The sequence below is a fragment of the Spirosoma panaciterrae DSM 21099 genome (assembly GCF_000374025.1).
Classification (GTDB): Bacteria; Bacteroidota; Bacteroidia; order Cytophagales; family Spirosomataceae; genus Spirosoma; species Spirosoma panaciterrae.
This window is the reverse complement of record NZ_KB893189.1, coordinates 78,785-99,715: the sequence shown is the minus strand read 5'-3', so window position 1 is coordinate 99,715 and position 20,931 is coordinate 78,785. Positions and strand designations below refer to the sequence as shown.

General features: G+C 43.4%; 21 protein-coding genes and 1 pseudogene. 14 read left to right on the top strand and 8 right to left on the bottom strand.

Annotated elements, in window-relative coordinates; all coding sequences use genetic code 11:
- Positions 1-6 precede the first annotated feature (6 nt).
- Together B153_RS38575 and B153_RS38570 are read left to right on the top strand one after the other, a co-directional pair.
- Positions 7-132, top strand: a pseudogene (locus tag B153_RS38575) (transposase); the annotation flags it as partial.
- Between the two features lie 2 nt (positions 133-134).
- Entirely contained in the window at positions 135-1,208 is a 1,074-nt protein-coding gene (locus B153_RS38570; protein WP_245564906.1) for a hypothetical protein, read from the top strand.
- A gap of 18 nt (positions 1,209-1,226) precedes the next feature.
- Here the strand turns inward: B153_RS38570 and B153_RS0118805 are convergent, their stop codons facing one another.
- Entirely contained in the window at positions 1,227-1,484 is a 258-nt protein-coding gene (locus tag B153_RS0118805) for a hypothetical protein (RefSeq protein ID WP_020598291.1), read from the bottom strand.
- Between the two features lie 53 nt (positions 1,485-1,537).
- Positions 1,538-4,048: a pentapeptide repeat-containing protein gene (locus B153_RS0118800; protein WP_020598290.1), complete on the bottom strand. Its 2,511-nt coding sequence runs from the start codon at positions 4,046-4,048 to the stop codon at positions 1,538-1,540.
- Between the two features lie 140 nt (positions 4,049-4,188).
- Between B153_RS0118800 and B153_RS0118795 the strand changes: the two genes are divergently transcribed.
- Positions 4,189-4,596, top strand: a complete 408-nt coding sequence (locus B153_RS0118795; protein WP_020598289.1) for a hypothetical protein — start codon at positions 4,189-4,191, stop codon at positions 4,594-4,596.
- 73 nt (positions 4,597-4,669) lie between these two features.
- Here B153_RS0118795 and B153_RS0118790 read toward each other — a convergent pair whose 3' ends face one another.
- Entirely contained in the window at positions 4,670-5,185 is a 516-nt protein-coding gene (locus B153_RS0118790) for a YcxB family protein (protein WP_020598288.1), read from the bottom strand.
- Between the two features lie 338 nt (positions 5,186-5,523).
- Here B153_RS0118790 and B153_RS0118785 point away from each other — a divergent pair, with 338 nt between their 5' ends.
- Complete coding sequence (locus B153_RS0118785; RefSeq protein WP_026262263.1) at positions 5,524-6,840, top strand: hypothetical protein; 1,317 nt, start codon at positions 5,524-5,526, stop codon at positions 6,838-6,840.
- A 35-nt stretch (positions 6,841-6,875) separates the two neighbouring features.
- On the opposite strand, the gene B153_RS0118780 is transcribed toward B153_RS0118785, so the two are convergent.
- The 3 genes from B153_RS0118780 to B153_RS0118770 all read right to left on the bottom strand — a co-directional run bounded on the left by B153_RS0118780 (position 6,876) and on the right by B153_RS0118770 (position 7,643).
- Positions 6,876-7,073 carry a hypothetical protein gene (locus B153_RS0118780; protein WP_020598286.1) on the bottom strand — a complete coding sequence of 66 codons (198 nt, stop codon included), beginning with the start codon at positions 7,071-7,073 and terminating at the stop codon, positions 6,876-6,878.
- A 56-nt stretch (positions 7,074-7,129) separates the two neighbouring features.
- Positions 7,130-7,300 (bottom strand): hypothetical protein, encoded by a 171-nt coding sequence (locus B153_RS37745; RefSeq protein WP_157634747.1) that lies wholly within the window; start codon positions 7,298-7,300, stop codon positions 7,130-7,132.
- 64 nt (positions 7,301-7,364) lie between these two features.
- Positions 7,365-7,643 carry a hypothetical protein gene (locus B153_RS0118770; RefSeq protein WP_020598284.1) on the bottom strand — a complete coding sequence of 93 codons (279 nt, stop codon included), beginning with the start codon at positions 7,641-7,643 and terminating at the stop codon, positions 7,365-7,367.
- A gap of 757 nt (positions 7,644-8,400) precedes the next feature.
- Here B153_RS0118770 and B153_RS0118760 point away from each other — a divergent pair.
- The 9 genes from B153_RS0118760 to B153_RS35445 all read left to right on the top strand — a co-directional run bounded on the left by B153_RS0118760 (position 8,401) and on the right by B153_RS35445 (position 18,687).
- Positions 8,401-8,652, top strand: a complete 252-nt coding sequence (locus B153_RS0118760; RefSeq protein WP_020598283.1) for a 4a-hydroxytetrahydrobiopterin dehydratase — start codon at positions 8,401-8,403, stop codon at positions 8,650-8,652.
- 65 nt (positions 8,653-8,717) lie between these two features.
- Positions 8,718-9,452: a 16S rRNA (cytidine(1402)-2'-O)-methyltransferase gene (gene rsmI, locus B153_RS0118755; RefSeq protein WP_020598282.1), complete on the top strand. Its 735-nt coding sequence runs from the start codon at positions 8,718-8,720 to the stop codon at positions 9,450-9,452.
- Positions 9,453-9,495: 43 nt separating this feature from the next.
- The gene (locus B153_RS0118750; protein WP_020598281.1) at positions 9,496-10,704 is read left to right on the top strand and encodes a lipoprotein N-acyltransferase Lnb domain-containing protein; all 1,209 of its coding nucleotides are present in this window, start codon (positions 9,496-9,498) and stop codon (positions 10,702-10,704) included.
- Between the two features lie 119 nt (positions 10,705-10,823).
- Positions 10,824-12,119 (top strand): acetylxylan esterase, encoded by a 1,296-nt coding sequence (locus B153_RS0118745; protein ID WP_020598280.1) that lies wholly within the window; start codon positions 10,824-10,826, stop codon positions 12,117-12,119.
- Between the two features lie 88 nt (positions 12,120-12,207).
- Positions 12,208-13,140, top strand: a complete 933-nt coding sequence (locus tag B153_RS0118740; protein WP_020598279.1) for a D-2-hydroxyacid dehydrogenase — start codon at positions 12,208-12,210, stop codon at positions 13,138-13,140.
- Positions 13,141-13,169: 29 nt separating this feature from the next.
- Complete coding sequence (locus tag B153_RS0118735; RefSeq protein WP_020598278.1) at positions 13,170-14,579, top strand: enolase C-terminal domain-like protein; 1,410 nt, start codon at positions 13,170-13,172, stop codon at positions 14,577-14,579.
- Between the two features lie 245 nt (positions 14,580-14,824).
- Complete coding sequence (locus B153_RS0118730) at positions 14,825-17,542, top strand: DNA gyrase/topoisomerase IV subunit A (protein WP_020598277.1); 2,718 nt, start codon at positions 14,825-14,827, stop codon at positions 17,540-17,542.
- Positions 17,543-17,604: 62 nt separating this feature from the next.
- Positions 17,605-17,982 carry a VOC family protein gene (locus B153_RS0118725; protein ID WP_245564905.1) on the top strand — a complete coding sequence of 126 codons (378 nt, stop codon included), beginning with the start codon at positions 17,605-17,607 and terminating at the stop codon, positions 17,980-17,982.
- On the top strand, positions 17,983-18,687 hold the full coding sequence (locus B153_RS35445; protein WP_020598275.1) for a SanA/YdcF family protein: 705 nt from the start codon (positions 17,983-17,985) through the stop codon (positions 18,685-18,687).
- Between the two features lie 86 nt (positions 18,688-18,773).
- Here B153_RS35445 and B153_RS0118715 read toward each other — a convergent pair whose 3' ends face one another.
- Both B153_RS0118715 and B153_RS0118710 read right to left on the bottom strand, forming a co-directional pair.
- On the bottom strand, positions 18,774-18,989 hold the full coding sequence (locus B153_RS0118715) for a hypothetical protein (RefSeq protein ID WP_020598274.1): 216 nt from the start codon (positions 18,987-18,989) through the stop codon (positions 18,774-18,776).
- A 55-nt stretch (positions 18,990-19,044) separates the two neighbouring features.
- Positions 19,045-19,611, bottom strand: a complete 567-nt coding sequence (locus B153_RS0118710) for an RNA polymerase sigma factor (protein ID WP_020598273.1) — start codon at positions 19,609-19,611, stop codon at positions 19,045-19,047.
- Positions 19,612-20,207: 596 nt separating this feature from the next.
- Between B153_RS0118710 and B153_RS0118700 the strand changes: the two genes are divergently transcribed.
- The gene (locus tag B153_RS0118700; RefSeq protein WP_020598272.1) at positions 20,208-20,921 is read left to right on the top strand and encodes a LytR/AlgR family response regulator transcription factor; all 714 of its coding nucleotides are present in this window, start codon (positions 20,208-20,210) and stop codon (positions 20,919-20,921) included.
- The last annotated feature ends 10 nt before the right edge of the window (positions 20,922-20,931 follow it).

Here is a 20,931-nt window from a genome sequence, read left to right as displayed (position 1 = left end):
CTGTTAGTGATTTGGGATGGCGCAGCTATCCACCGCAGCGAAGCTGTTAAGAATCTGTTAACTGATAAAGCGGGTCGAGTTCATCTGGAGCGGTTACCAGCTTATAGTCCAGAACTCAACCCAGTTGAGTTGGTATGGAGTCACCTAAAGCGAAGCTTAAAAAATCAGGTATTTACCAACTTAGACGAACTGACCATAGCGGTTCTGGAACAAATCAAACGCTTGGAAGAAAATCCAAAGCTGGTGCAGGCCTTCTTCCAAAAAAAGGAAATAGGCTTCATTACAAGTTAATTCACAGGTCTATAAGAAATATTGTTGAGAATAATTATACTGAAATCGCCTTTATAGTAGGAAATGGCATAAACCGTTACCCTAATAATCCGCTGGCAATTTCATGGGAAGATTTACTTATTAGGCTCTGGCAAGAATTTTCACCAGAAGCTTACAATCAAGTGCCTGAAGGAATCACTTTAACAGAATTTTATGATTTATTGGAAATATCTGCAGGTGATAGTCGTACAACTAATTTCCAAATCCAAAAAAGAGCAAGTGAAATCCTGTCCGATTGGACGTTTCTTGATCACCATACCGCTTTTGTTGATAAAGCATATAGAATTAATGCTCCTATCCTGACTACTAATTTTGATTTAATTCTGCCTAAATCGGTTCATTATAGAGGGGTAAAACAATATTATACAGATACTAAGAAATTCACTGATTTCTATCCTTGGACTACATACTATGGGGGCTCTCAACTTGATTTTCCGACGGATGGCTTCGGAATATGGTTTATTAACGGATTTGTAAATTATCATAGAAGTATACGTTTAGGGCTCACTCATTATATGGGCTCAGTTGAAAAAGCTAGGAACTTGCTTCATAAAGGAGATGATAATAAACTTTTCAGTGGTAAAAATCAGTCGAATTGGAGAGGAGCAAATACTTGGTTACATATTATCTTTAATAAATCACTTTGCATTTTTGGTTTAGGAATGGAAGAGAATGAAGTATTCATACGCTGGCTGTTAATTGAGCGAGCCAAATATTTTAAGAAATTCCCCGAACGTAGAAAGAAGGGGTGGTACATTGACAAAAAATACGTAGAACAAACCAACAGGCTTGTTGGGAAATACAAATTCCTTCAGAGTATCGGCCTGGAAATAGTTGAGGTTGAAAACTATGATGATATATATAAATATCCTTGGTAAAAAGAAGTTTACAGTTATTTACTCAACAGGTATAAAGCTTTTATCATTTAATTGCCTCTCCACAAACCCGTAAGTGTCTAAAATTCCAAGTGCAGACTGTTTATGAAACTCATTCTTGGTCGAATCAATATTTCTAAGGGAAATAGAAACTGGCTGGACTTTGCCTAAAAGAAAAGACACGGTCACTTTAAGGCTTACTAATGAATTCAGCCATTTATCCTTAGCTGGGGTAGCTTTTTCATTTTCAGCCCATTTACATTCCAACACTTTAACCAAGATTGTTGGTAGTGTCCGTTTTCGTCAATTGCATTTGGTTAATTATCCTAATTTCAAGGTTGCCTGGAAGTAGAGTCAATGAATAAATAGGGAAATTCCTTCTTTAACTGATTCAATAAATTAGCCTCTAACCCTGTACACATATATAAGGATTTAGCCCTAGATAGATTTCTCAAGGTTAAGCCTTTTGCGTTAATGAACGAAACAAAGCTAAGATTTGCGTTCGAAAAATTGGTATTACTTAACTCTGCTTCTGATAAATCACTTTTATGTAAGTGAGCATTACTTAAATCTGCATTACTTAAGTTGGCTCCATTTAATGAGGCACCTATAAGATTTGCCGACGCTAATGTGGAATCGCTTAAGTTTACATGATCGAGCTTAGCCTTTATGAGATTTACATTTCTAAGATTGGCGTTAGTAAATTTTGAATAGCTTAAAATGCTTTCACTTAAATTGGCAAACTGAAAGTTTGTATGCCTTAAATCAGATTTAATCATGTTAACCTTTTTTAAGCTTGCGTGTTCAAATGATGAATTTTTTAAGTCTGAGCCCTCGAGGTAAGCTTTGTTAAATTGTGCGTAGTCAAATCTTGAGCCATTATAACTAAAGTAGGCAAGCTCTATTTCGTTGAGGTTAGCATAGTCAAAACGTAAATACTGATACCTCTGGAATAGTATTTTAATTAAATAGAAATAGTTAATATTATTAATGTTTGAAAAATACTTTAATTCGCCTTCAAGTCTATTATATATGCACAATAGGCCATAAAATACTTGTAATGAGGTTGAAATTGCTTTATTTGTCTCGGTATCAATGCTGTTAAATTCAGAATTGCAAAGATGTTCTAAGTAGTATTTTATAGATGTTAATATTGTACGCTGTTCAGCTGTTAAAGTATTCTTCTCACTCCTTTCGTTTTGAATTATTTCGATTAAGTAATTATTTATTTGATCGTTTATGATTGCCTTTCCACTAAAAAGTTTGACAATAGAAAATAATATTGCATCTTTAGGCTTATCTATGCTATTAAATATTTTTTTTATTTCATACCACAGAGCCTCGGCGGCAAGATACTCACTAAATGTTTTGTGAAAAAATTCTACTGCATATTTTCTATGTTTACCAACTTCTGTTACAGTATAATTAAAATAAAAAGCGATAGATAATACTTTAAGTGCGCTTACTTGTTGGTCATTGGCAAGACCTAAAATTCTTAAAATATTATCAGGTATCTGCTCATGGCTTAGATAAGTTGTATTTCTATAGAACATTTCTAGAGAAATCAACTGAAGGATTATTCTAAGTTGTTCAGGGCTTGAAATCCATTGTTTTAGATTTGGGTGCGAATTTTCTAGTTTACTTGCTAAGTGCCAATACCTAGTTATCAATCTAGTAAACAAATCATCATATACTTTACTTGAATTATAATTAGAATTTGGTAGTATATTTATTTGAGATAGAATATGAAGTAAAATTGGTTGTCCGATTACAGGACGTAATGCATGGAGGGGTTCATTAAGTATTTTTAAATCTTCTAAGCTAATTTTGTAGGGAAGATTCCCTTTGGTATTATATTTTTTAATCCATTCAAATTGTTCGGTAATAGTTAATTCATTAATTGATAAGCAAGGAATTTCAAGTCTGCTTAGGTAATAAGTATTGATTTCTTTTCTGGAGGTGATAACAAGTTTATATGGTCTAAAAACTCTATTAGTTAGATTTGCTAATCTTTCAACGAAAGTCTCGTTATCTAGATTTAATATTTTATCGAGTTCGTCAAGCCCGTCAAGTATTAATATTGATTCTTTAAATCTATCTTTTGTTATGGGGATTTCATAAGTAATGTCTCCGTAGGGCTTATAGCCAAACTCAATTATATGTTTAAAAATAATATTAAAGGGGTCTTCATAGAAATTTTCTACTTGTTGAATGTATCTTAAACGAAAGAAATAGATAGGCCTTTCAATTTTGCCAGCAATCTCATACAAGAGTCTATAACAAAAGGAAGTTTTTCCTTGACCTGGATCACCTAGGATTAGTATTATATTATTAAAGCTGTTGGATAATAGTCTTAGGTCAAACTTTTTAAAGTCACCATGAGAATGATTAATCCATTCTAAAATAATTGTTAATAGAGGTATTCTATTATATTTTTTAACTTGAGTACTAGGTTCTATATAAATATCCTGAAGACTTAAATCTTCTTCGCCTAGATTCCCTTTTTTTGTATAAAAACTACGCAAGTACTCATAATATTGATCAAATTCACTACTAGCCCCTTCGCCGTCGGCATATAATTTTAATGCGGTATAATACCTTTCACCAAGATTGATCTCTATTCTTTTTCCTATCTCCTTAAAAGCTAGATAAATAGCTAGTCCCTCCTGATCACCCCCAGTGCTTTCGAGAAGCACATTATCAATCTCAGTAATAGTACGCAAGTGCGCTACAAAGGCAGCTACATCGGGCTTAGTCTTAAGTTGCTTTTGGGTTTCCTTAAAATAGCGATCAGTTACTTTCTGCCACATCGCGGCAAATTCATCATTGGGATAGGAAGGCATGGTACAGTGTGGTTTTATGAACCTAAACAAACTAACCAAAACTAAATACAGACCCCTTTCTACCCGTCCAACACCTTTGCAGGGTCAATTCGTCCGGGCCGAATGGCACTTAGTGTCAACTGATAAATAATTGATCTGCAATGCAAAATAGCAATTTCCGCAATGCGCTGGTAACAGCCATCATTGCCCTGTATACAACTGAATTTATTACCCTGTCAGTGCTGACCATCAGCCTGTTTCACCTGTGTCTGCTTTCGTTCGCCCTGCTGCTGACGCTGTTTATTCTGCTCAACGCGCTGGTTGCCTGCGAATGCTTCGACGAACTGTTTGGCCTGAAAGGCTTCGTGCGCCAAAAGCATTACCACCTGCTGACGCTGAAGCTGCTACTGGCAACGACGGTAGTAGGGGCGGTGAGCATCGATTACCTGCTGCACCCCAACAGTAGTCCGGTTCACCTGACGGGCGAACTCTGGCTAGTCTTACTCAGTGAAGCCCTTACCTACGTGCTGGTACAGCTTAAGATGCACATAGGCCGCTTAAAGCGGTAACAAAGAGGTACGCACAACAAAACCGCCCTAACCGATGACCAGGGCGGTTTTGTTGTGCGTACAGAAATGCTATCTATTCACTTTTTGGCTTTACATGCTGGTAAACCAGTTCTTTCATGGGGCCATTATCAGCAATGCCGTGTAAAGGTAAGACAACGGGAGCGGCCCCTTTTTCCTTAGCATATAGGGTAAACGTATCGTCAAACTCCTCGTACTGGCTGAAGTAACTCCATTTCAAGGTAGTTTGACTGTTTTCAGTCTGGTAGATAAGCCCATCCTCATCGATAGCGATTTGAAAAAGTTTACTACCTGCATAGTCTTTTATCTGCTTTTTTAACTGGCTCCTTTTGGCGAAATGGGAAACAAGCCAGGAAAGAGGACCTAAGGACAGCAAGCCTGCAACGAACAGGTTATTAGCTTTGCCATTCGCCCGGTAGGCTAAAAGCATTAAAATAGGTATTACGATAAACAGGGCTGTTTTCCATTTTTTCCCTCCCTCGAAGTACAGCTTCTTTTCCTTGTAATAAAATTGTCTCCATAACCAGGCTTTATAGGCATCCGTATCGGCCGAGAAGCTAAAACTGTACATGGTGGTTCACGGTGGTGTAGTTGACTCTACAGGGCAAAGGATTTCGTGTAGGTTTTATAATGAGGTTAAAGGTATTGGCAGCTATTTGTTTTTACTGCCTTCCAGCGCCTTGCATAGAAAAAAGACGTTTCGTCTATGCAATATAGAAAGTGAGTAATTGTATTTAAAGGAGAATTTTAGAATAAAATAGCTTCAATTTTTGGATTGAGGCAAGATTTGAGACAAAAGGTGAGACTATTTATGAGTCGAAAAAAAGGGTGTTTTTCCCATGGGAAATGAATTGGCTGACGTAATATTTTTGCTGATAATGAGCGAGTTAATACATGCTATATACTGCTATGACTTATTTATTGATTAAAGGCAAGAAACTTATATGGGTAATCCTATTGATGATGCCACTAATAAGCTATTGCCAAACATTCTTTTTTGGCAAAACAGTAGAGACGGGTTTTGAGCCCGTGGGTACAGATACAAAAGATTATTTCATCCCAATTTCCTATCGAGGAGGGCCGCTTGGCGCTTCGGGCGAAAAAATAACGGTTTCGGTTGATCCAACCAGTACTGCTAATAGTGCTGGCGCAACACCGGACTATACCATTAATATTACCTCACCACAGCAATTACAATTTTTACAAAATACTCCAAATACTCAATATATACATATCATCCTTAGGGATAATAATACAGTTGCAAATGATCAAACTATTATTCTTACCATTGCCCTAGTTCCTGGTGGGGCAGCGGGCGCTTCAATAGATATACTTAAGCAAACCTATACAATGACCATAAAGGATAATAAGCAAGAAACTGATGATAACTCATTGCCATTAGGGATTTCATTAGGAACAAATTTAAATGTCATTGGTAAGAATGCAGATAATCCAAATATATACTTTGATCTTGTTTGGATACAGAATAAGGCGACAACATATAGTAAGAAGTATGATTTTGGCGGATATATAAGGGTATTTCAACAGCAAAGTACAAGTTCACTTAGTGAACAAGGTTTGAATATTTTCCAGCAGGCAACTTTATATCAGCCGGTTTATAAAGTGATGGGTGGGGTTACTATTTCACAAACGAATAACATCCAAGATACAACAGTTAAAGTTCAACGAGAGACGATAAGGCTTGCTCCACATGCGCCAATTGTTAAATCTACAGGTCTTGTTTTAGGAGGCACATTTCATAGTTTTAAAGGTGACAATCCTGACTTTAAGGCAAGTGTTAGCGGGCACCTTGAGATTATTAAACGAGATATAACATTTGGCTATACAAAAACGTCAGTAATAAAAGACACGGTAATAATAAAATATAGGCAATTTATACAGATGCCAGACTCTAGTACAACCCGGCAGCGAACCTATGTCGATGTTTATTTGGGCTTTGGATTTCCGATTAATTATAAATATAAGTCGCTTGAAGTTCGCGCTATACCCTCATTTGGTCTAACTGGTTTAGGGTTGTCCGGGCTAAAATCTAATAAATCCTTTTATGGAAGTATATATGTGCTGCTTATGGAAAGAAAATATGGCTTAAGCGTTGGGTGTGATGTGCGAGCACTGCCATTTAATAATGCAATCGTAAATTTTAATATTTTTGCCAGTAAGGTGTTTGCGCTTGATAAAGTTGCTGAGGCATTAAGTTTAAAATAAGAATCAAAAACCCTGTAAAATCAAGCTAAGAGAACTCAATCTACTTGTGCAACCCCTCCCCCCACAATTATCCGCCAAACCGTTGCTCTTGACAGCCTAAACCGCTTCATGACCTCCGCTACGCAGGCCGTTTTCATGGCTCCAGGCGAAGAGGCCAAGGCCTGAAAGGTAGCTTTTACTTTCCGGTCGCGCTTCTCCTTGGCTTTACGAGTTGCAGTTTTTGGCCCATTCATATTTCTTTTGGTCTATTTCGATGCCGAACCCGGTTACTAGTTCCGCTCGTTGCTGTTCATTCAAACTGAGCAGCCACTTTTTTCATGAACTCCTCCAAATTATCCTCCGTCAGTTCAGTAATATCTTCCTTTTTTCCTTTCTCGGTTTTCTTCACTTTTTGAGAAGGGTAGTCCAGTAGCATCCGTTGCACAATCGGCCAGCGCCCCCCCAAACCAAGTATTGCCAACTCCAGCCGAATTGCGCCAGTATTGCCGCCCGCGAACCAAAAGGGCTTTTACCGCCAACCGATTCTACTCGTCCGCTATCCGATTCGGACTTGTCGTCCGGTTCGCTCTCAGGTATCGAATAGCATTTATAAAATCCCCTATATTGCCAATGGTCAGCACGATGACAGACAGCTTGAGAATCTTTTGGGGGGTCAGGTACCAGAGGAGGTATTTTGCAAAAAGAGGGGTGAGGAGTTTTATTTTCCACTCGCTATTCAGAATGGCAATGGCGATAATCTGATCACTTAAATAGGCATTTTTAAACACGATACGCTTGCTTTCGCCAACCGGGTCGGCTTCCATATACTTAGTCCTAGATGCTCTACAAGTATTGTACTTGATCCGGATTCTCGTTGGATATTTTGAGGATATACTGTTTTTATATTGCTTGTAAAAATAATTTGATAGAGATTCAGGTTATTGCGAAAATAAAGGGGAGTAAGTATTATTACTCTAATCAAAAAAGGAAAATACTTAATAATATTTTAATGTGACTCTCTGGTAATCAGAAGTCTAACTTAATGAAGAATATTGTAAATACCGTTCAGCCCTCTTGATCATGACAACCAAATTTACGCTTGTTAAACGCTGTCCAGCTTGTGGACAATCACATCCTATACGTGTTCATCGACCAGCCTGGTTGAAACGATTTTTGGGTTTCCTGCCACTGAAGGCCTATTCCTGTTCAGAATGTGGGCAACAGTACATGTTAATAGCTTAGGCATTAAGCAAACCATTGCCAGTCCTTCGTTTACCAATCATTTTATGTTAAAAATGTTTATTGATTCACTAGTCTAATCAGAAAAGTGGAATAGTAGCCTGTGCTATTTAAACAATAGCATGAGTATCAAGGTCCAGCAGGCAAGTGAGAAGGTGAGTACACCCAGGCTGATACCAGCACTGATGAGATTACGATTGTTCATAATCAATCTCCTTCAATTAACATGCCAAATTTTCAGCAAGGTCTGTCAGGTGAAACTATGGGGCTGAGTTGTTTCAAGGGGATGTAACACAAGCCAATCGGAAGTGGTTAGAACTGAAAATACAAATCCCGTATTGTATGTGGCAGGAACAGAATAATCAACTTACCCGTGATTTTCAGTTTAACGATTTTAGCGAAGCGTTCGCGTTTATGACCCGTGTAGCACTGATTGCCGAGAAAATGGATCATCACCCCTGGTGGTCGAACGTGTATAATCAGGTTTCGATCAGGCTATCTACGCATGATGCTGGTAATAAAGTGACAGAGAAAGATTACAGGCTGGCCGCTGCCATTGATGAAATTTTAAAGGGCGAAAGTGCGAAAGAGTAAATAAAGCGTCAGAAATTCGCTGGTTAATTCGTTGGCTCCGCTTTTGCGATCCTATATTGCTTTGTATGAAACTGTACCTTGTACCGACTCCAATCGGTAATCTAGACGATATTACCCTTCGGGCTGTGAAGATTCTTCAGAGTGTCGATGCGATTCTGGCCGAAGATACCCGCACATCCGGAATTTTGCTGAAACATCTGTCGATCAGCAAGCCACTGCATAGTTACCATATTTTCAATGAACACCAGACCGTCCAGCGGTTAATAAATCAACTGAAAGAGGGGAAAACACTGGCGTTGGTATCTGATGCCGGTACGCCCGGTATTTCAGATCCCGGGTTTTTGCTGGTTCGGGAGTGTATTAAAAACGAGATTCCGGTAGAGTGCCTGCCGGGGCCTACAGCCTTTGTCCCGGCTCTGGTTAATTCAGGTTTACCCAACGACCGTTTTACTTTTGAAGGGTTTTTGCCCCATAAAAAAGGTCGCCAGACCCGGATGATGGCATTGGTTGAAGAAGAACGCACCATGGTGTTCTATGAGTCGCCCCATCGACTACTAAAAACACTTCAGCAGTTTGCTGACTTATTGGGGCCTGATCGACCAGCGAGTGTTTCGCGTGAACTCACGAAAGTATTTGAGGAAAATCGGCGTGGCACATTGTCCGAACTAATTACGTATTTTGCCCAAAAAACGGTAAAAGGTGAGCTTGTTGTTTGCATTCAGGGGAGAGAGGGGCGAAAGACAGAAAAAGATAAAAAAGGACGTTCGCGGGAATTTGAGGACCATGAAGACGACGAATAGACGGGTGGCGGGCGATAATAAACAGCCCGGAAATTTAAGCACTATGCGATTGATAGGTTTACTGATGCTTCTTTTCCTGTTCGGCAGTTTTCATTCGTCACTCGTTGCCCAGCAGTTAACGCCCTCTTCGCGGGTAAGCCTGATTACCTATGGACCGGGCGATGACGACATTTCGTCGTCGTTTGGACATACTGAAATTCGAATTGTTGACCCGGCTCTCGGTCTTGACCGGGACTATAGTTACGGTGGGTTCGATTACAGAGCAGACTATTTTATCCTGAAATTTTTACGGGGTACGTTGCCGTATTTTCTATCGGTTCACAATTTGTACCAGGTAATGTACTACTACCAGCAGACCAACCGCAGCATACGGGAGCAGCAACTGGTGCTTTCACTTTCGCAGCGACAAAAGCTGTTTGCCGCTCTGGAAACGAATTACCTGCCCGAAAACCGGGAGTACCGATACAAGTTTTATTACGACAACTGCGCGACTCGCCCTCGCGACATGATTGTTGAAGCCTGTGGCGACAGCTTGTCGATACCGTCGCGTTCACGCATGACCGGTAAGTCGTATCGTGACTGGATGAATGATTATCTGAACGAAAAGCCCTGGTACCAATTAGGAATGAATCTGGCGATCGGGTGGCCGGCCAATGAACAGACTGATGGCTGGCGGGCCATGTACCTGCCCGATCAGGTTCACGACCAATTGGCTAAAGCTACGATAAAGCTTGCAAACGGGCAGATTGTACCGTTTGTGCAGGGTGATCAGACCTTATTTGCCGCCCAGAACATCTTTCGGCAACAAGTCCCTATTTTCCTCGATCCAGACGTTGTCTTTACAATTCTGGGCGTTTTGATCGCTGGGTTTACCATCCGTCGGTACGTTGTAGCAGGCAAGGTCGATCGCTGGCTCGATCGGCTGCTGTTTGGGATTTCGGGATTTCTGGGCTGGTTTCTGCTGTTGTTGTGGCTCATTCGGGATGATGGAGTTACAGGCTGGAATCCAACTTTATTGTATCTGATGCCGCTTCATTTGCCACTCATCTACTGGGCCACAGGGGCCACTGCAACCGCCCGCCGTCGGACACTCTATTTCGGAAGCACTGCCCTGCTGGCTGTGTTGGGTATCTTTTTGTCGAAGGTTCCGGGAAGTTTCGATGTGGTCTTTCCCCTGACATTGCTCATTCGCTGTGTAGTGAATATGCAACCTGTTCGGCAGGGCTACCGTACGCCCGCTCGGATTGAATAAATAATTGGCAGTTAAATTTTCAGCAAAGGCTGCTTTACCGCTTACGATAGTCGTTTTTGTGAGGCTTGCGTTTAAGGCCTCTCCAACCGAAACCGTAAACCGTATTCCTGCTTTTATACATGAAAAAACTGCTTTTTCCTGGTTTACTCCTGATTTGGGTTACCAACGTGCTGGCTCAGCCCTCCGAGCGCGTTGTGAAAGTATTGATCACCCCCGATCATCCTAACTGGCTGTATAAAATTGGCGAACCCGTCAAATTTAACGTATCCGTTTATCGGAATAATGTGCTACTTAAAGGGGTCAAACTTCGCTACGAGATCGGACCGGAAAAGATGGAACCGACAAAAAAGGAAACGCTGACCTTAAAAGAGGGAACGCTGGCTCTGGATGGCGGTTTGATGAAATCAGCCGGATTTCTACGGTGTATCGCTACGGCTGAAGTAGATGGCAAAGAGTATAGAGGGCTGACGACAGTAGGGGTTGAACCACAGACCATCAAGCCAACCGTCGATAATCCGGCTGATTTCAAAGCGTTCTGGGACAATGCCAAAGCTGATCTGGCCAAGATTCCGATGGATACCCGGATGACGCTTTTGCCAGAGCGGTGTACCGAACTGACCAATGTATATCACGTCAGCCTTCAGAATATCAACAGTTCACGCTTCTATGGGATTTTGTGCGTACCGAAAAAAGAGGGAAAGTATCCAGCTATTCTGCGGGTACCCGGTGCGGGTGTTCGACCCTACAATGGTATGATAGCAGAAGCTGATAAAGGATTTATTACACTGGAAGTCGGTATACACGGAATTCCGGTAACGATGGACCCGAACGTCTACGTAGACCTATCCCGGGGTCCATTAAATGGGTATCAGGCGGCTAATCTGGATGATCGCGATCGGTATTACTACAAACGGGTATATCTGGGTTGCGTTCGCTCAGTCGATTTCCTGACGAGCCTACCCCAGTATGATGGACAGAATCTGGCCGTTACGGGAGGTAGTCAGGGTGGAGCTTTGTCAATTATAACAGCCGGGCTCGATTCGCGTGTGAAATGGTTAGGGGCTTACTATCCAGCACTTTGCGATGTAACAGGATATCTGCATGGACGTGCGGGCGGATGGCCGCACTTGTTCACAGGCAATGAGCTGGCTTATAATAATAAACCTGACCGTATCAAAACTACGGGTTATTACGACGTTGTCAACTTTGCCCGGCTTGTCAATGTGCCAGGCCGCTATGCCTGGGGTTTTAATGATGAAACCTGTCCGCCCACGTCAATGTATGCGGCTTTTAACGTCATTCCTGGCCCTAAAACCCTGGATACTGACTTTCTCGACACAGGCCATTGGACGTATCCGGAAGAGACTGAGAAAATGATGAACTGGTTAATGGCCCAGTTAAAAGGGTGGAAGTAAACCTGTTAATTGGGAAACCAGTCAGTAGGTTTCGGGGTAGACAATGGGTCAACCGCAACTAAACAGCCTGGATTTTCGTAAATGACGTATGTACGTATTTGTTAATACCAACCTGGACAACCGCTTAAAAGCGGAGCTTCAACAGCAACTCCCTGAGGATATAACAGCCGTTTTTCGGCATGATCTACCCCAGGAAGAGCAGAAAAAGGCCTTTCTGTCGGCCGATTTCATCATGGGTAACCCGCCCGCATCCTGGTTTTCACAACCACTACCAAATGTGAAGTTCTGGCAACTGGATTCGGCCGGATTCGATGGGTATAAACATGTCGACCTGAAGGGCGTAGTGGCCAATATGGGTGATTACTTTGCCTGGCCCTGTGCTGAAACGATGCTGGCCGGCATATTGGCAATTTACCGCTGCATTCCGGAACTGGCTGTCCTTCAAAGCTGCTCGGAATGGGTAGGCGCACCGATTCGGGAACGAACAGGGTTGCTACGCCATAAACAGGTGGTTATTTTAGGCACGGGAACAATCGGCCAGGCCATGCGCCAAATGTTGTCGGGCTTTGCCTGTTCCATTCAAATGCTGGCCCGCACAGATCCTCATGCTGATCTACATTCGGCAGAGGACCTGAAGGCTGTTTTGCCGCACACGGATATCGTGGTAAATTGTTTGCCTGGTACAGCCACTGGCTTTTTTTCGGCTGAACTGATCAATGCCATGAAACCTGGAAGCCTATATGCCAATGTGGGACGAGGAAGCACAACCGATGAAGCCGCGCTGGTTGAAGCTTTACAATCTGGGCGGATCGGAAGTGCTGTGCTGGATGTTACGGCTCAGGAACCACTTTCGGCCGACAATCCACTCTGGACGATGCCAAACGTACTGCTAACCCAGCATACCGGAGGTGGGCAACCCGACGAAGATGCGGGCAAGGTAACCCAGTTTCTAAAAAATCTGACTCGCTTTCGGGCTGGGGAAGCGCTTGAAAATGGCGTAGACCTGGCACGGGGGTATTGAGTGAATCGCCTAATTTATTGTGACAGGAAATGAATGAGCACTGCCAATCCGAAAGCCTGACTCGCCGGGAGTTCATTCGCTCAGTCGGTGTAGTCACGGCCCTGGGTGCTGCTAACCCGGTCGGGCTGGCTGCCTCATTAAATTCTCAAAAACGCTTGACATCCATTCGGATTCGGCGAGTCGATTCAAATTTTGAACGGGAGCCACTCAATCCGTATCGCTTCAAAGGAAGTGCCATTACGGAAAGCTGGCAGGTTGCTTCCTTGCTGGAAAGTGAGTTGGGTATTCGTAAGGTGGGTTTGTGTACGCAGGGGGTACTTTGGTCCGATGCAAAGGTGTTTTCAACTCATTCCGAACGGGTGGGAAACGCACTTATGTATGCCATCAGCGACCGTGCCCTGCAAATTCTGAAAGGGAATACGTTTACAGACCCCGTTACTTTACTCGATAATCTCTTTCCTGATGTGTTCGCCTATGCAAAAACCATCACCCGAAACCCAGACTTACGGAAAACCTTTGCCCTGAACGCACTCGTGAGCGTCGATAATGCAGCCTGGCAACTGTACGCCCACGAAAATGGCCTGGAGCGTTTCGACGATATCATTCCTGAACCCTATAAACCGGGTTTATCCTACCATCATGACAAGGTGGCTAGTATTCCATCGTTCAGTGTAGGTACAACCGTTGAGACGCTAAAAAAAGCCGCCGACGAAGGCTATTTTATTTTAAAACTCAAGACGGGTGCCGCCGGTACACAGGCCGAAATGCTGGAGAAAGATCTGGCTTTTCTGACGGCAGTTCATAAAGCCATTGGGCATTACCAAACGCCTTATACCCAAAGTGGTAAAATTCCCTACTACTTTGATGCTAACGGTCGGTACGAGAAAAAAGAGACGCTGCTCCGTTTTCTGGACCATGCCCAAAAAATTGGGGCATTCGACCAGATTGCAGTTATTGAAGAACCATTCGATGAGCGAAACGAAGAATTTGTAGGAAATCTGGGGGTACGAATTGCCGCTGATGAAAGTGCTCATACGGTCGATGATGCCGCCATTCGAATTCAACAGGGGTATTCGGCGATTGCCGTTAAAGCCATTGCCAAGACCCTGAGTATGACGATGAAAATCGCTCAGTTGGCGTATGAGAAACAAGTGCCCTGTTTCTGTGCCGACCTGACCGTAAACCCAATTCTGGTCGACTGGAATAAAAACGTAGCCGCCCGATTGCCACCTTTTCCCGGTATGACCATCGGGCTACAGGAAACAAACGGACATCAATATTTTAAAAACTGGGAAAAACTGATGGCGTATCATCCGAAAACCGGTGCTTCCTGGACTTACTCCCAACGGGGCGTGTACCCGATCGATACATCCTTTTATGCCGAAAGTGGGGGGATATTTTTACCATCTCCCCATTACGACAACCTGTTTTCGGATTGACGAGCGAGCCAGTCTGGACAGGATTTCTGGTTGATGTCATTCGGGTGGGAAGTTCCCTAAATGAATCATTTCTGGTTAGGAGACGAATCCCGCCAAATCCTGGTAAGGCTGTTAGAAATTTATCGTTTTAGGCAAATAGAAGCCATTTTTTGAGAAAATCTTCGTATATTTAAGGAATCGAATACAACACCAATTGTACCCAATATCCACCTGTTTATTGGCTGGAATAATTCTCCATCATGTCAATGATAAATGAAGAAAATGAAGGATTAATGGACGAAGAATCTCTGAACTCCGATGCGGAAGCAACGGCAGAGGGTAATGACTTAACGGAATCCATTGAGCCAGAAAACCAACCTAATAACCCACCCAATGATGTTCTGCATGATCAGACGGTAGTGTCTGGGCTGTATGAATCCTATTTTCTCGAATACGCGTCCTACGTTATCCTTGAGCGGGCTGTTCCGGCCGTTGAAGATGGGTTGAAACCCGTTCAGCGCCGGATTTTGCATGCCCTGAAAGAAATGGACGATGGCCGTTTTAATAAAGTAGCCAATGTAATCGGGCAAACCATGCAGTACCACCCGCACGGTGATGCCTCTATTGGCGAAGCGCTTGTTAACATTGGTCAAAAAGAACTCCTGTTCGATACCCAGGGAAGCTGGGGCGATGTTCGTACGGGCGATGGGGCTGCGGCTCCCCGATATATTGAAGTTCGGCTCTCTAAATTTGCCCTGGATACCATTTACAACGACAAAACCACCGAGTGGCAGTTGTCGTACGATGGCCGGAAACGGGAGCCGGTAACCCTGCCGGTTAAATTCCCCCTACTGCTGGCGCAGGGTGTTGAGGGCATTGCCGTAGGGCTTTCCACCAAAATTCTGCCGCATAACTTTATTGAGCTGGTTGAAGCATCTATTCAGATTCTGAAAGATAAACCCGTCTCGCTCTTTCCCGATTTCCAGACGGGCGGGCTCATCGACGTCAGCAACTACAACGATGGTCAGCGTGGCGGAAAGGTGCGGGTGCGGGCACGAATTGAAGAACTGGATAAGAAAACACTCGCTATTCGGGATGTGCCTTTTGGCGTGACCACCTCGCAGCTTATCGATTCGATTGTTAAAGCGGCTGAATTAGGTAAAATCCGAATAAAAGCTCCCAGTCGGAATGTAGCCGCTGTGGTTGATAATACGGCCAGGGATGTAGAAATTCTGGTGCACCTGCAACCCGGTGTGTCGCCCGATGTGACCATCGATGCTTTGTATGCCTTTACCGACTGCGAAGTGTCGATTTCGCCGAATGCCTGTGTGATTATTGGCGAAAAACCACACTTTGTTAATGTAACCGACATTTTACGGGTCAATACACACCAGACTGTACAGTTGCTGCAACGGGAACTGGAAATTCGGCGTAGTGAGCTGATGGAACGGTTGCTGTATAGTTCGCTCGAAAAGATCTTTATCGAAAATCGGATTTACCGCAAAATCGAAGAGTGCGAAACGTTCGAAGCTGTTCTGCAAACGATTGATAAAGCGCTTAAACCCTTTAAAAAACAGTTTTATCGGGAAATTACCGAAGATGACCTCATCCGGCTTACTGAAATCAAGATCAAACGTATTTCCAAATACGACGGTTTCAAAGCGGATGAACTGATGCGTCGGCTGGAGCAGGAATTAGCCGAAACGGAAGATAACCTGGCGAATATTACCCGCTATGCAATTGCCTACTACAAAGAGTTACAGAAGAAGTACGGAAAAGGCCGCGAACGTCGGACTGAAATCCGCAGCTTCAACACGATTGCGGCTAGTGTAGTGGCTGCTGCCAATCAGAAGCTCTATGTAGATCGAGAAGGCGGATTTATTGGCTATGGACTCAAGAAAGACGAGTACGTTAGCGATTGCTCCGATATCGACGACATCATCGTGTTCCGGCGGGATGGAAAGTGTGTCGTGACGAAAGTTCAGGATAAAGTGTTTGTTGGGAAAGACATCGTATATGTATCAGTTTTCAAAAAGGCTGACGAACGTAAGATTTACAACATTGCCTACCTGGATGGGAAGTCAGGGATTACGATGGTGAAACGCTTCCCGGTAACGGGTGTTACCCGCGATCGGGAATACGACCTGACCATGGGTAACCCAAAGTCGAAGCTTACCTATTTCAGTGCTAACGACAATGGTGAAGCTGAGGTGATTACGGTAAATTTAACGGCGCAAAGTTCGGCGAAGGTGAAACAGTTCGATTTCGATTTTGCTTCACTGTCAATAAAAAACCGATCGGCGCAGGGGAATATTTTAACAAAATATCCGGTTCGGAAAATCACCCAGAAAACGGGTGGTGTGTCGACCCTGGGCGGTGTCGATATCTGGTACGACGATCACCTGGGCCGGCTCAACCGCGATGAGCGGGGACGTTTGCTGGGTAACTTCGATGCCAAAGACAGTATTCTGGTGGTTTATAAAGATGGACAGTATGAACTGACAACGTTTGATCTGACGAATCGGTACGAGCCGTCTGACATTGCGGTGCTCATGAAATTCGATCCCGAAACCGTGCTGTCGGCCGTCTATTTTGAAGCAAACCAGAAGTCCTGGTATGTGAAACGGTTTAAAGTGGAAACCACGTCGGTCGACAAGAAATTTAGTTTTATCGGCGATGTAAAGGGCTCGAAGCTACTGGCTGTAAGTATAGACCGCTATCCGCGAATTGAAATTGTCCATCAGGTGAAGGAGCGGGGCCCACAGGAAAAAATGATCCTTGAGCCAGAAGGGTTTATTGATGTACGGGGCTGGAAGGCTCTAGGAAACAAGTTGCCTTTTGCCAAGGTAAAAGAAGTGAAGTTGCTGGCACCTAAAGTAGTAAAAGAAGCGATAAAGGCCCCAACTCCGGTACTGGGGGAATCGATTATAGAACCTACAGTGGTTGAAGAGAAAGAGCCCGTGCAGTTAGGGTTGTTTTCCTGAAAAACTGGCAAAGTTTCGATTCGTAACTCACCAACGGTTTGAACCAGTAACCCGTAAATAGAATGCCTAATATGGAAGGAGCCAATGTATTAGGATTGCGGACGGTCATTTATGCCGCACCGAATCTAGCAGAGACCAAAAAGTGGTATACGAACGTTTTGGGGATAACTCCCTACTTCGATGAACCTTTTTATGTTGGATTTAATGTGGGCGGATACGAACTCGGCCTTGATCCAAATCTGCAGCCAGCCGCAGGCAGTACACTGGCCTACTGGGGCGTTTTGGCTATTGAAGAGAGCGTAAGGCAATGGGTTGAACTGGGAGCAACCTTGCAAGCTGAAATTCAGGATGTGGGAGGAGGCATTAAGGTAGCGGCCGTCTGCGATCCGTTTGGTAATGTGGTTGGATTGATTGAAAACCCACATTTTAAATTACCCTAAATGAATACGACCTTGGCTACAAACTACAGCGATGAGTTTCCGCATGAAGCGGTGGGCGTCCGTGTAGTAAAGCGGGTCGTAAAAGGGGCTATTGCTGGTGCTTTTTTAGGGGCAATGATCGTTTTGGTCTGTAACTGGTGGGTCGTGTATAATACCCGTAATCAGGTGTATTTTAACATACATGAACTACCCGCCAACGATTATGGACTTGTACTGGGGACCAGTAAATTTGTTCGGTCAGGCAAGGAAAATCTGTTCTTTCGCTATCGGATGGAGGCAACCGCCCGGCTTTGGAAGGAAGGCAAAGTGAAATACCTGATACTGAGTGGTAACAACGATTCGGAATACTATAACGAACCGGCTGACATGAAACGGGCGTTGGTTCGTCTGGGAGTTCCTCCTTCCGCCATGCTTCCCGATTATGCTGGCTACCGTACCTTCGATTCGGTCGTACGCTGTAAGGATTTTTTTAAGCAGCAAAAAATCACGATCATCTCGCAAAACTTCCACAATGCCCGGGCACTTTACATCGGTAATCATGAGGGAATGGAGGCCATTGCCTTTGCTGCCCAGGATGTGCCAGATGGTTATTCGCTCCGCACTCTGATTCGGGAATACCTGGCCCGCCCCTACGCTCTGCTCGATATTTATGTTTTCCGACCGCAACCCGAAAAAGGTAATGCCGAACGGAAACGGAATTCGTAGGTATATCCTTGTGTACGCTATACAGTTTACAATGACGATTCTGAACGACCAGACGACAAAATCTGTATAGCGTACGTTCCATATAATTACTGCCCGTTGGCAAAATAGAGCCGTAATACCTCGTCTGTAACCCGGAAGGTCATGAGCCGATTTAAATTATAGGGGGAGTCACCAACCTGAATGTACTCATGACCCAGAACCCATTGTCCACTTTGGTCATGAAGCTTTGAGTCATGATAGCGATATACCTGTATCTGTTTGATGGTGTGATCTGTGAGTAGATTTTGAATTTGGTCTTTCATGTTATGGGATATAAAGAGGAGAAGCAAAGAGCGTAATTCGTTGAGATAGTAGGGTTTACATCTGGTCTGAATAGTATCGATCCTGAGCCTGTTTATAGAGTTGACGGGCCCGGTCTCTGGCACGTTGCAGGCGCATCTTTACCGAACCTACTGTAGAGCGTTGATCGATAGCAATCGAGTCGACCGACACCCCGTCGCAGTATTTGGTGCATAATAATTCGCGCTGGTGGTCGGGTAAGATTGACATAACCTGTTCCATCAGCGTGGAGGCAGCGAAAGACGAATCCTGGTTGATGGTAACCTGGGTAGCATAGTCCTGTGCATAGTGTTGCTGCAAAATTCGGTTACGTTGCTCTCTGCGAATTTGAAGGGCACAATAATTAGTTGTGACAGCCCAGAGCCAGGTAGTAAATGATGATTTGCCACTAAAACTATTCAGTTTGTACATCAGCCGAATGAAAATTTCCTGGGTCAAATCATTTGCTTGATCGGGATCTTTGCAATAGGACAAACAGGTTCGATATACCCACGCTCTATGTCGGGAATAAAGGTGAGCCAGACATCGATTATCTTTGGTCTGTACATACTGCATGACGAGTGTTTGGTCGGATAAGCGTTTCATATATGGGTTGTTTAGTAATGCAAAAAAGCCTGCCAATGCGTTGAACGGCACTCACCACCTGAATAAAACCGGGGATAGTCGGAGGGTTTCAACAGGATTTGCTGCAGGGTAATACAATGTCTCCTGATTGGACCAATCCGTAAATGACACAGAGGACTTGGCCGTCAGGTCAGTACACATACCAATTGGTCAGTACAAGCCGACAGATTCATTTCCCGAAATAGCTTGCCAGAACGAGCGGAACATAGGTTATAACGTTATGAAAAATCTAAACAGGAAACAGTATTGGGTTATTGAATTTAGCCTGAAAAGATTCGTTTTATTTCAGTAACGTTAATTTATACCTTTAGGTAGGTATATGTATTGTTACCAAAAATAAGTCAGTAACGTTTCCGCCCAAAAACGAAATGTGAAAAGTCTATTAAATGGGTTTATTTGTTGATGAATACCCATAAAATGTCCACGAAAACAGCATTACTTCACAACTTCCAGGTTCAAGTGACTGATTTGTGGTGAGGAATGCGAGTAAATAGTTATTTTGTAAACTATTCTTAGGGAGGCAGTTTTAAAAAAATGATAAACTATCGTAACGCTTTATGAAAATAAATACACTAGTGGTCGATGATGATGCCATCTGGAAAAAGGTGATTACCAAATTTGTTCAGATGAATCCATTGTTGGAACTAGTAGGCGTATGTAGTTCTGCGATAGAGGCCTATGCCAAACTAGCTCAGGTTGAAGTGGATGTACTAATCTGTGATATAGAATTGCCTGATATGTCTGGTTTATCATTAATCCGTAGTTTACCACGCCCCCCTCTGGTAATTTTTGTAACGTCGTACCGCCATTATGCCTTAGACTGTTATGAAGTATCGCCAGTCGATTTTCTGCTAAAGCCGTTGGAACTGGATCGATTTTTACAAAGCATTGAAAAGGTACGACAGCGGTTGCTGGTGGCTCCCGAAACATCGACTATAGCTCCTTACTTCTTTGTACGAGAGGCTCTGAATTATATTCAGATTGCATATGATGATGTATTGTACATGAAAGCTCAGGAGAATTTTCTGCAAATAGTTACACCTGCTCAATCGTTTTTCCCAATTCTATCGATCACAAAAATGGAAGAGCAGCTAAAAGGGGATGTCTTTTTACGAGTGCATCGCTCATACCTCGTTCATCGGGGGGCAATAGCGTCGATAGGGAAAAATGAACTAACCTTACGGGATGGACAGGTCATTCCTATTGGCGATCAATACAGGGCACAGCTTACCCGAAAACATATTGAGGGACGTTTGATAAGTCGTGCGTAGAGCTATTGAT

Coding starts and splice junctions, on each gene's coding strand:
- B153_RS0118750 (WP_020598281.1), top strand. CDS start 9,496: ATGCGATTGATAGGTTTACTGATGCTTCTTTTCCTGTTCGGCAGTTTT.
- B153_RS0118780 (WP_020598286.1), bottom strand. CDS start 7,073: ATGAATGGGCCAAAAACTGCAACTCGTAAAGCCAAGGAGAAGCGCGAC.
- B153_RS0118795 (WP_020598289.1), top strand. CDS start 4,189: ATGCAAAATAGCAATTTCCGCAATGCGCTGGTAACAGCCATCATTGCC.
- B153_RS0118710 (WP_020598273.1), bottom strand. CDS start 19,611: ATGAAACGCTTATCCGACCAAACACTCGTCATGCAGTATGTACAGACC.
- B153_RS0118735 (WP_020598278.1), top strand. CDS start 13,170: ATGAATGAGCACTGCCAATCCGAAAGCCTGACTCGCCGGGAGTTCATT.
- B153_RS0118715 (WP_020598274.1), bottom strand. CDS start 18,989: ATGAAAGACCAAATTCAAAATCTACTCACAGATCACACCATCAAACAG.
- B153_RS0118770 (WP_020598284.1), bottom strand. CDS start 7,643: ATGGAAGCCGACCCGGTTGGCGAAAGCAAGCGTATCGTGTTTAAAAAT.
- rsmI (WP_020598282.1), top strand. CDS start 8,718: ATGAAACTGTACCTTGTACCGACTCCAATCGGTAATCTAGACGATATT.
- B153_RS35445 (WP_020598275.1), top strand. CDS start 17,983: ATGAATACGACCTTGGCTACAAACTACAGCGATGAGTTTCCGCATGAA.
- B153_RS38570 (WP_245564906.1), top strand. CDS start 135: ATGGAGTCACCTAAAGCGAAGCTTAAAAAATCAGGTATTTACCAACTT.
- B153_RS0118785 (WP_026262263.1), top strand. CDS start 5,524: ATGACTTATTTATTGATTAAAGGCAAGAAACTTATATGGGTAATCCTA.
- B153_RS0118760 (WP_020598283.1), top strand. CDS start 8,401: ATGTGGCAGGAACAGAATAATCAACTTACCCGTGATTTTCAGTTTAAC.
- B153_RS0118790 (WP_020598288.1), bottom strand. CDS start 5,185: ATGTACAGTTTTAGCTTCTCGGCCGATACGGATGCCTATAAAGCCTGG.
- B153_RS0118800 (WP_020598290.1), bottom strand. CDS start 4,048: ATGCCTTCCTATCCCAATGATGAATTTGCCGCGATGTGGCAGAAAGTA.
- B153_RS0118730 (WP_020598277.1), top strand. CDS start 14,825: ATGATAAATGAAGAAAATGAAGGATTAATGGACGAAGAATCTCTGAAC.
- B153_RS0118740 (WP_020598279.1), top strand. CDS start 12,208: ATGTACGTATTTGTTAATACCAACCTGGACAACCGCTTAAAAGCGGAG.
- B153_RS0118725 (WP_245564905.1), top strand. CDS start 17,605: ATGCCTAATATGGAAGGAGCCAATGTATTAGGATTGCGGACGGTCATT.
- B153_RS0118700 (WP_020598272.1), top strand. CDS start 20,208: ATGAAAATAAATACACTAGTGGTCGATGATGATGCCATCTGGAAAAAG.
- B153_RS0118745 (WP_020598280.1), top strand. CDS start 10,824: ATGAAAAAACTGCTTTTTCCTGGTTTACTCCTGATTTGGGTTACCAAC.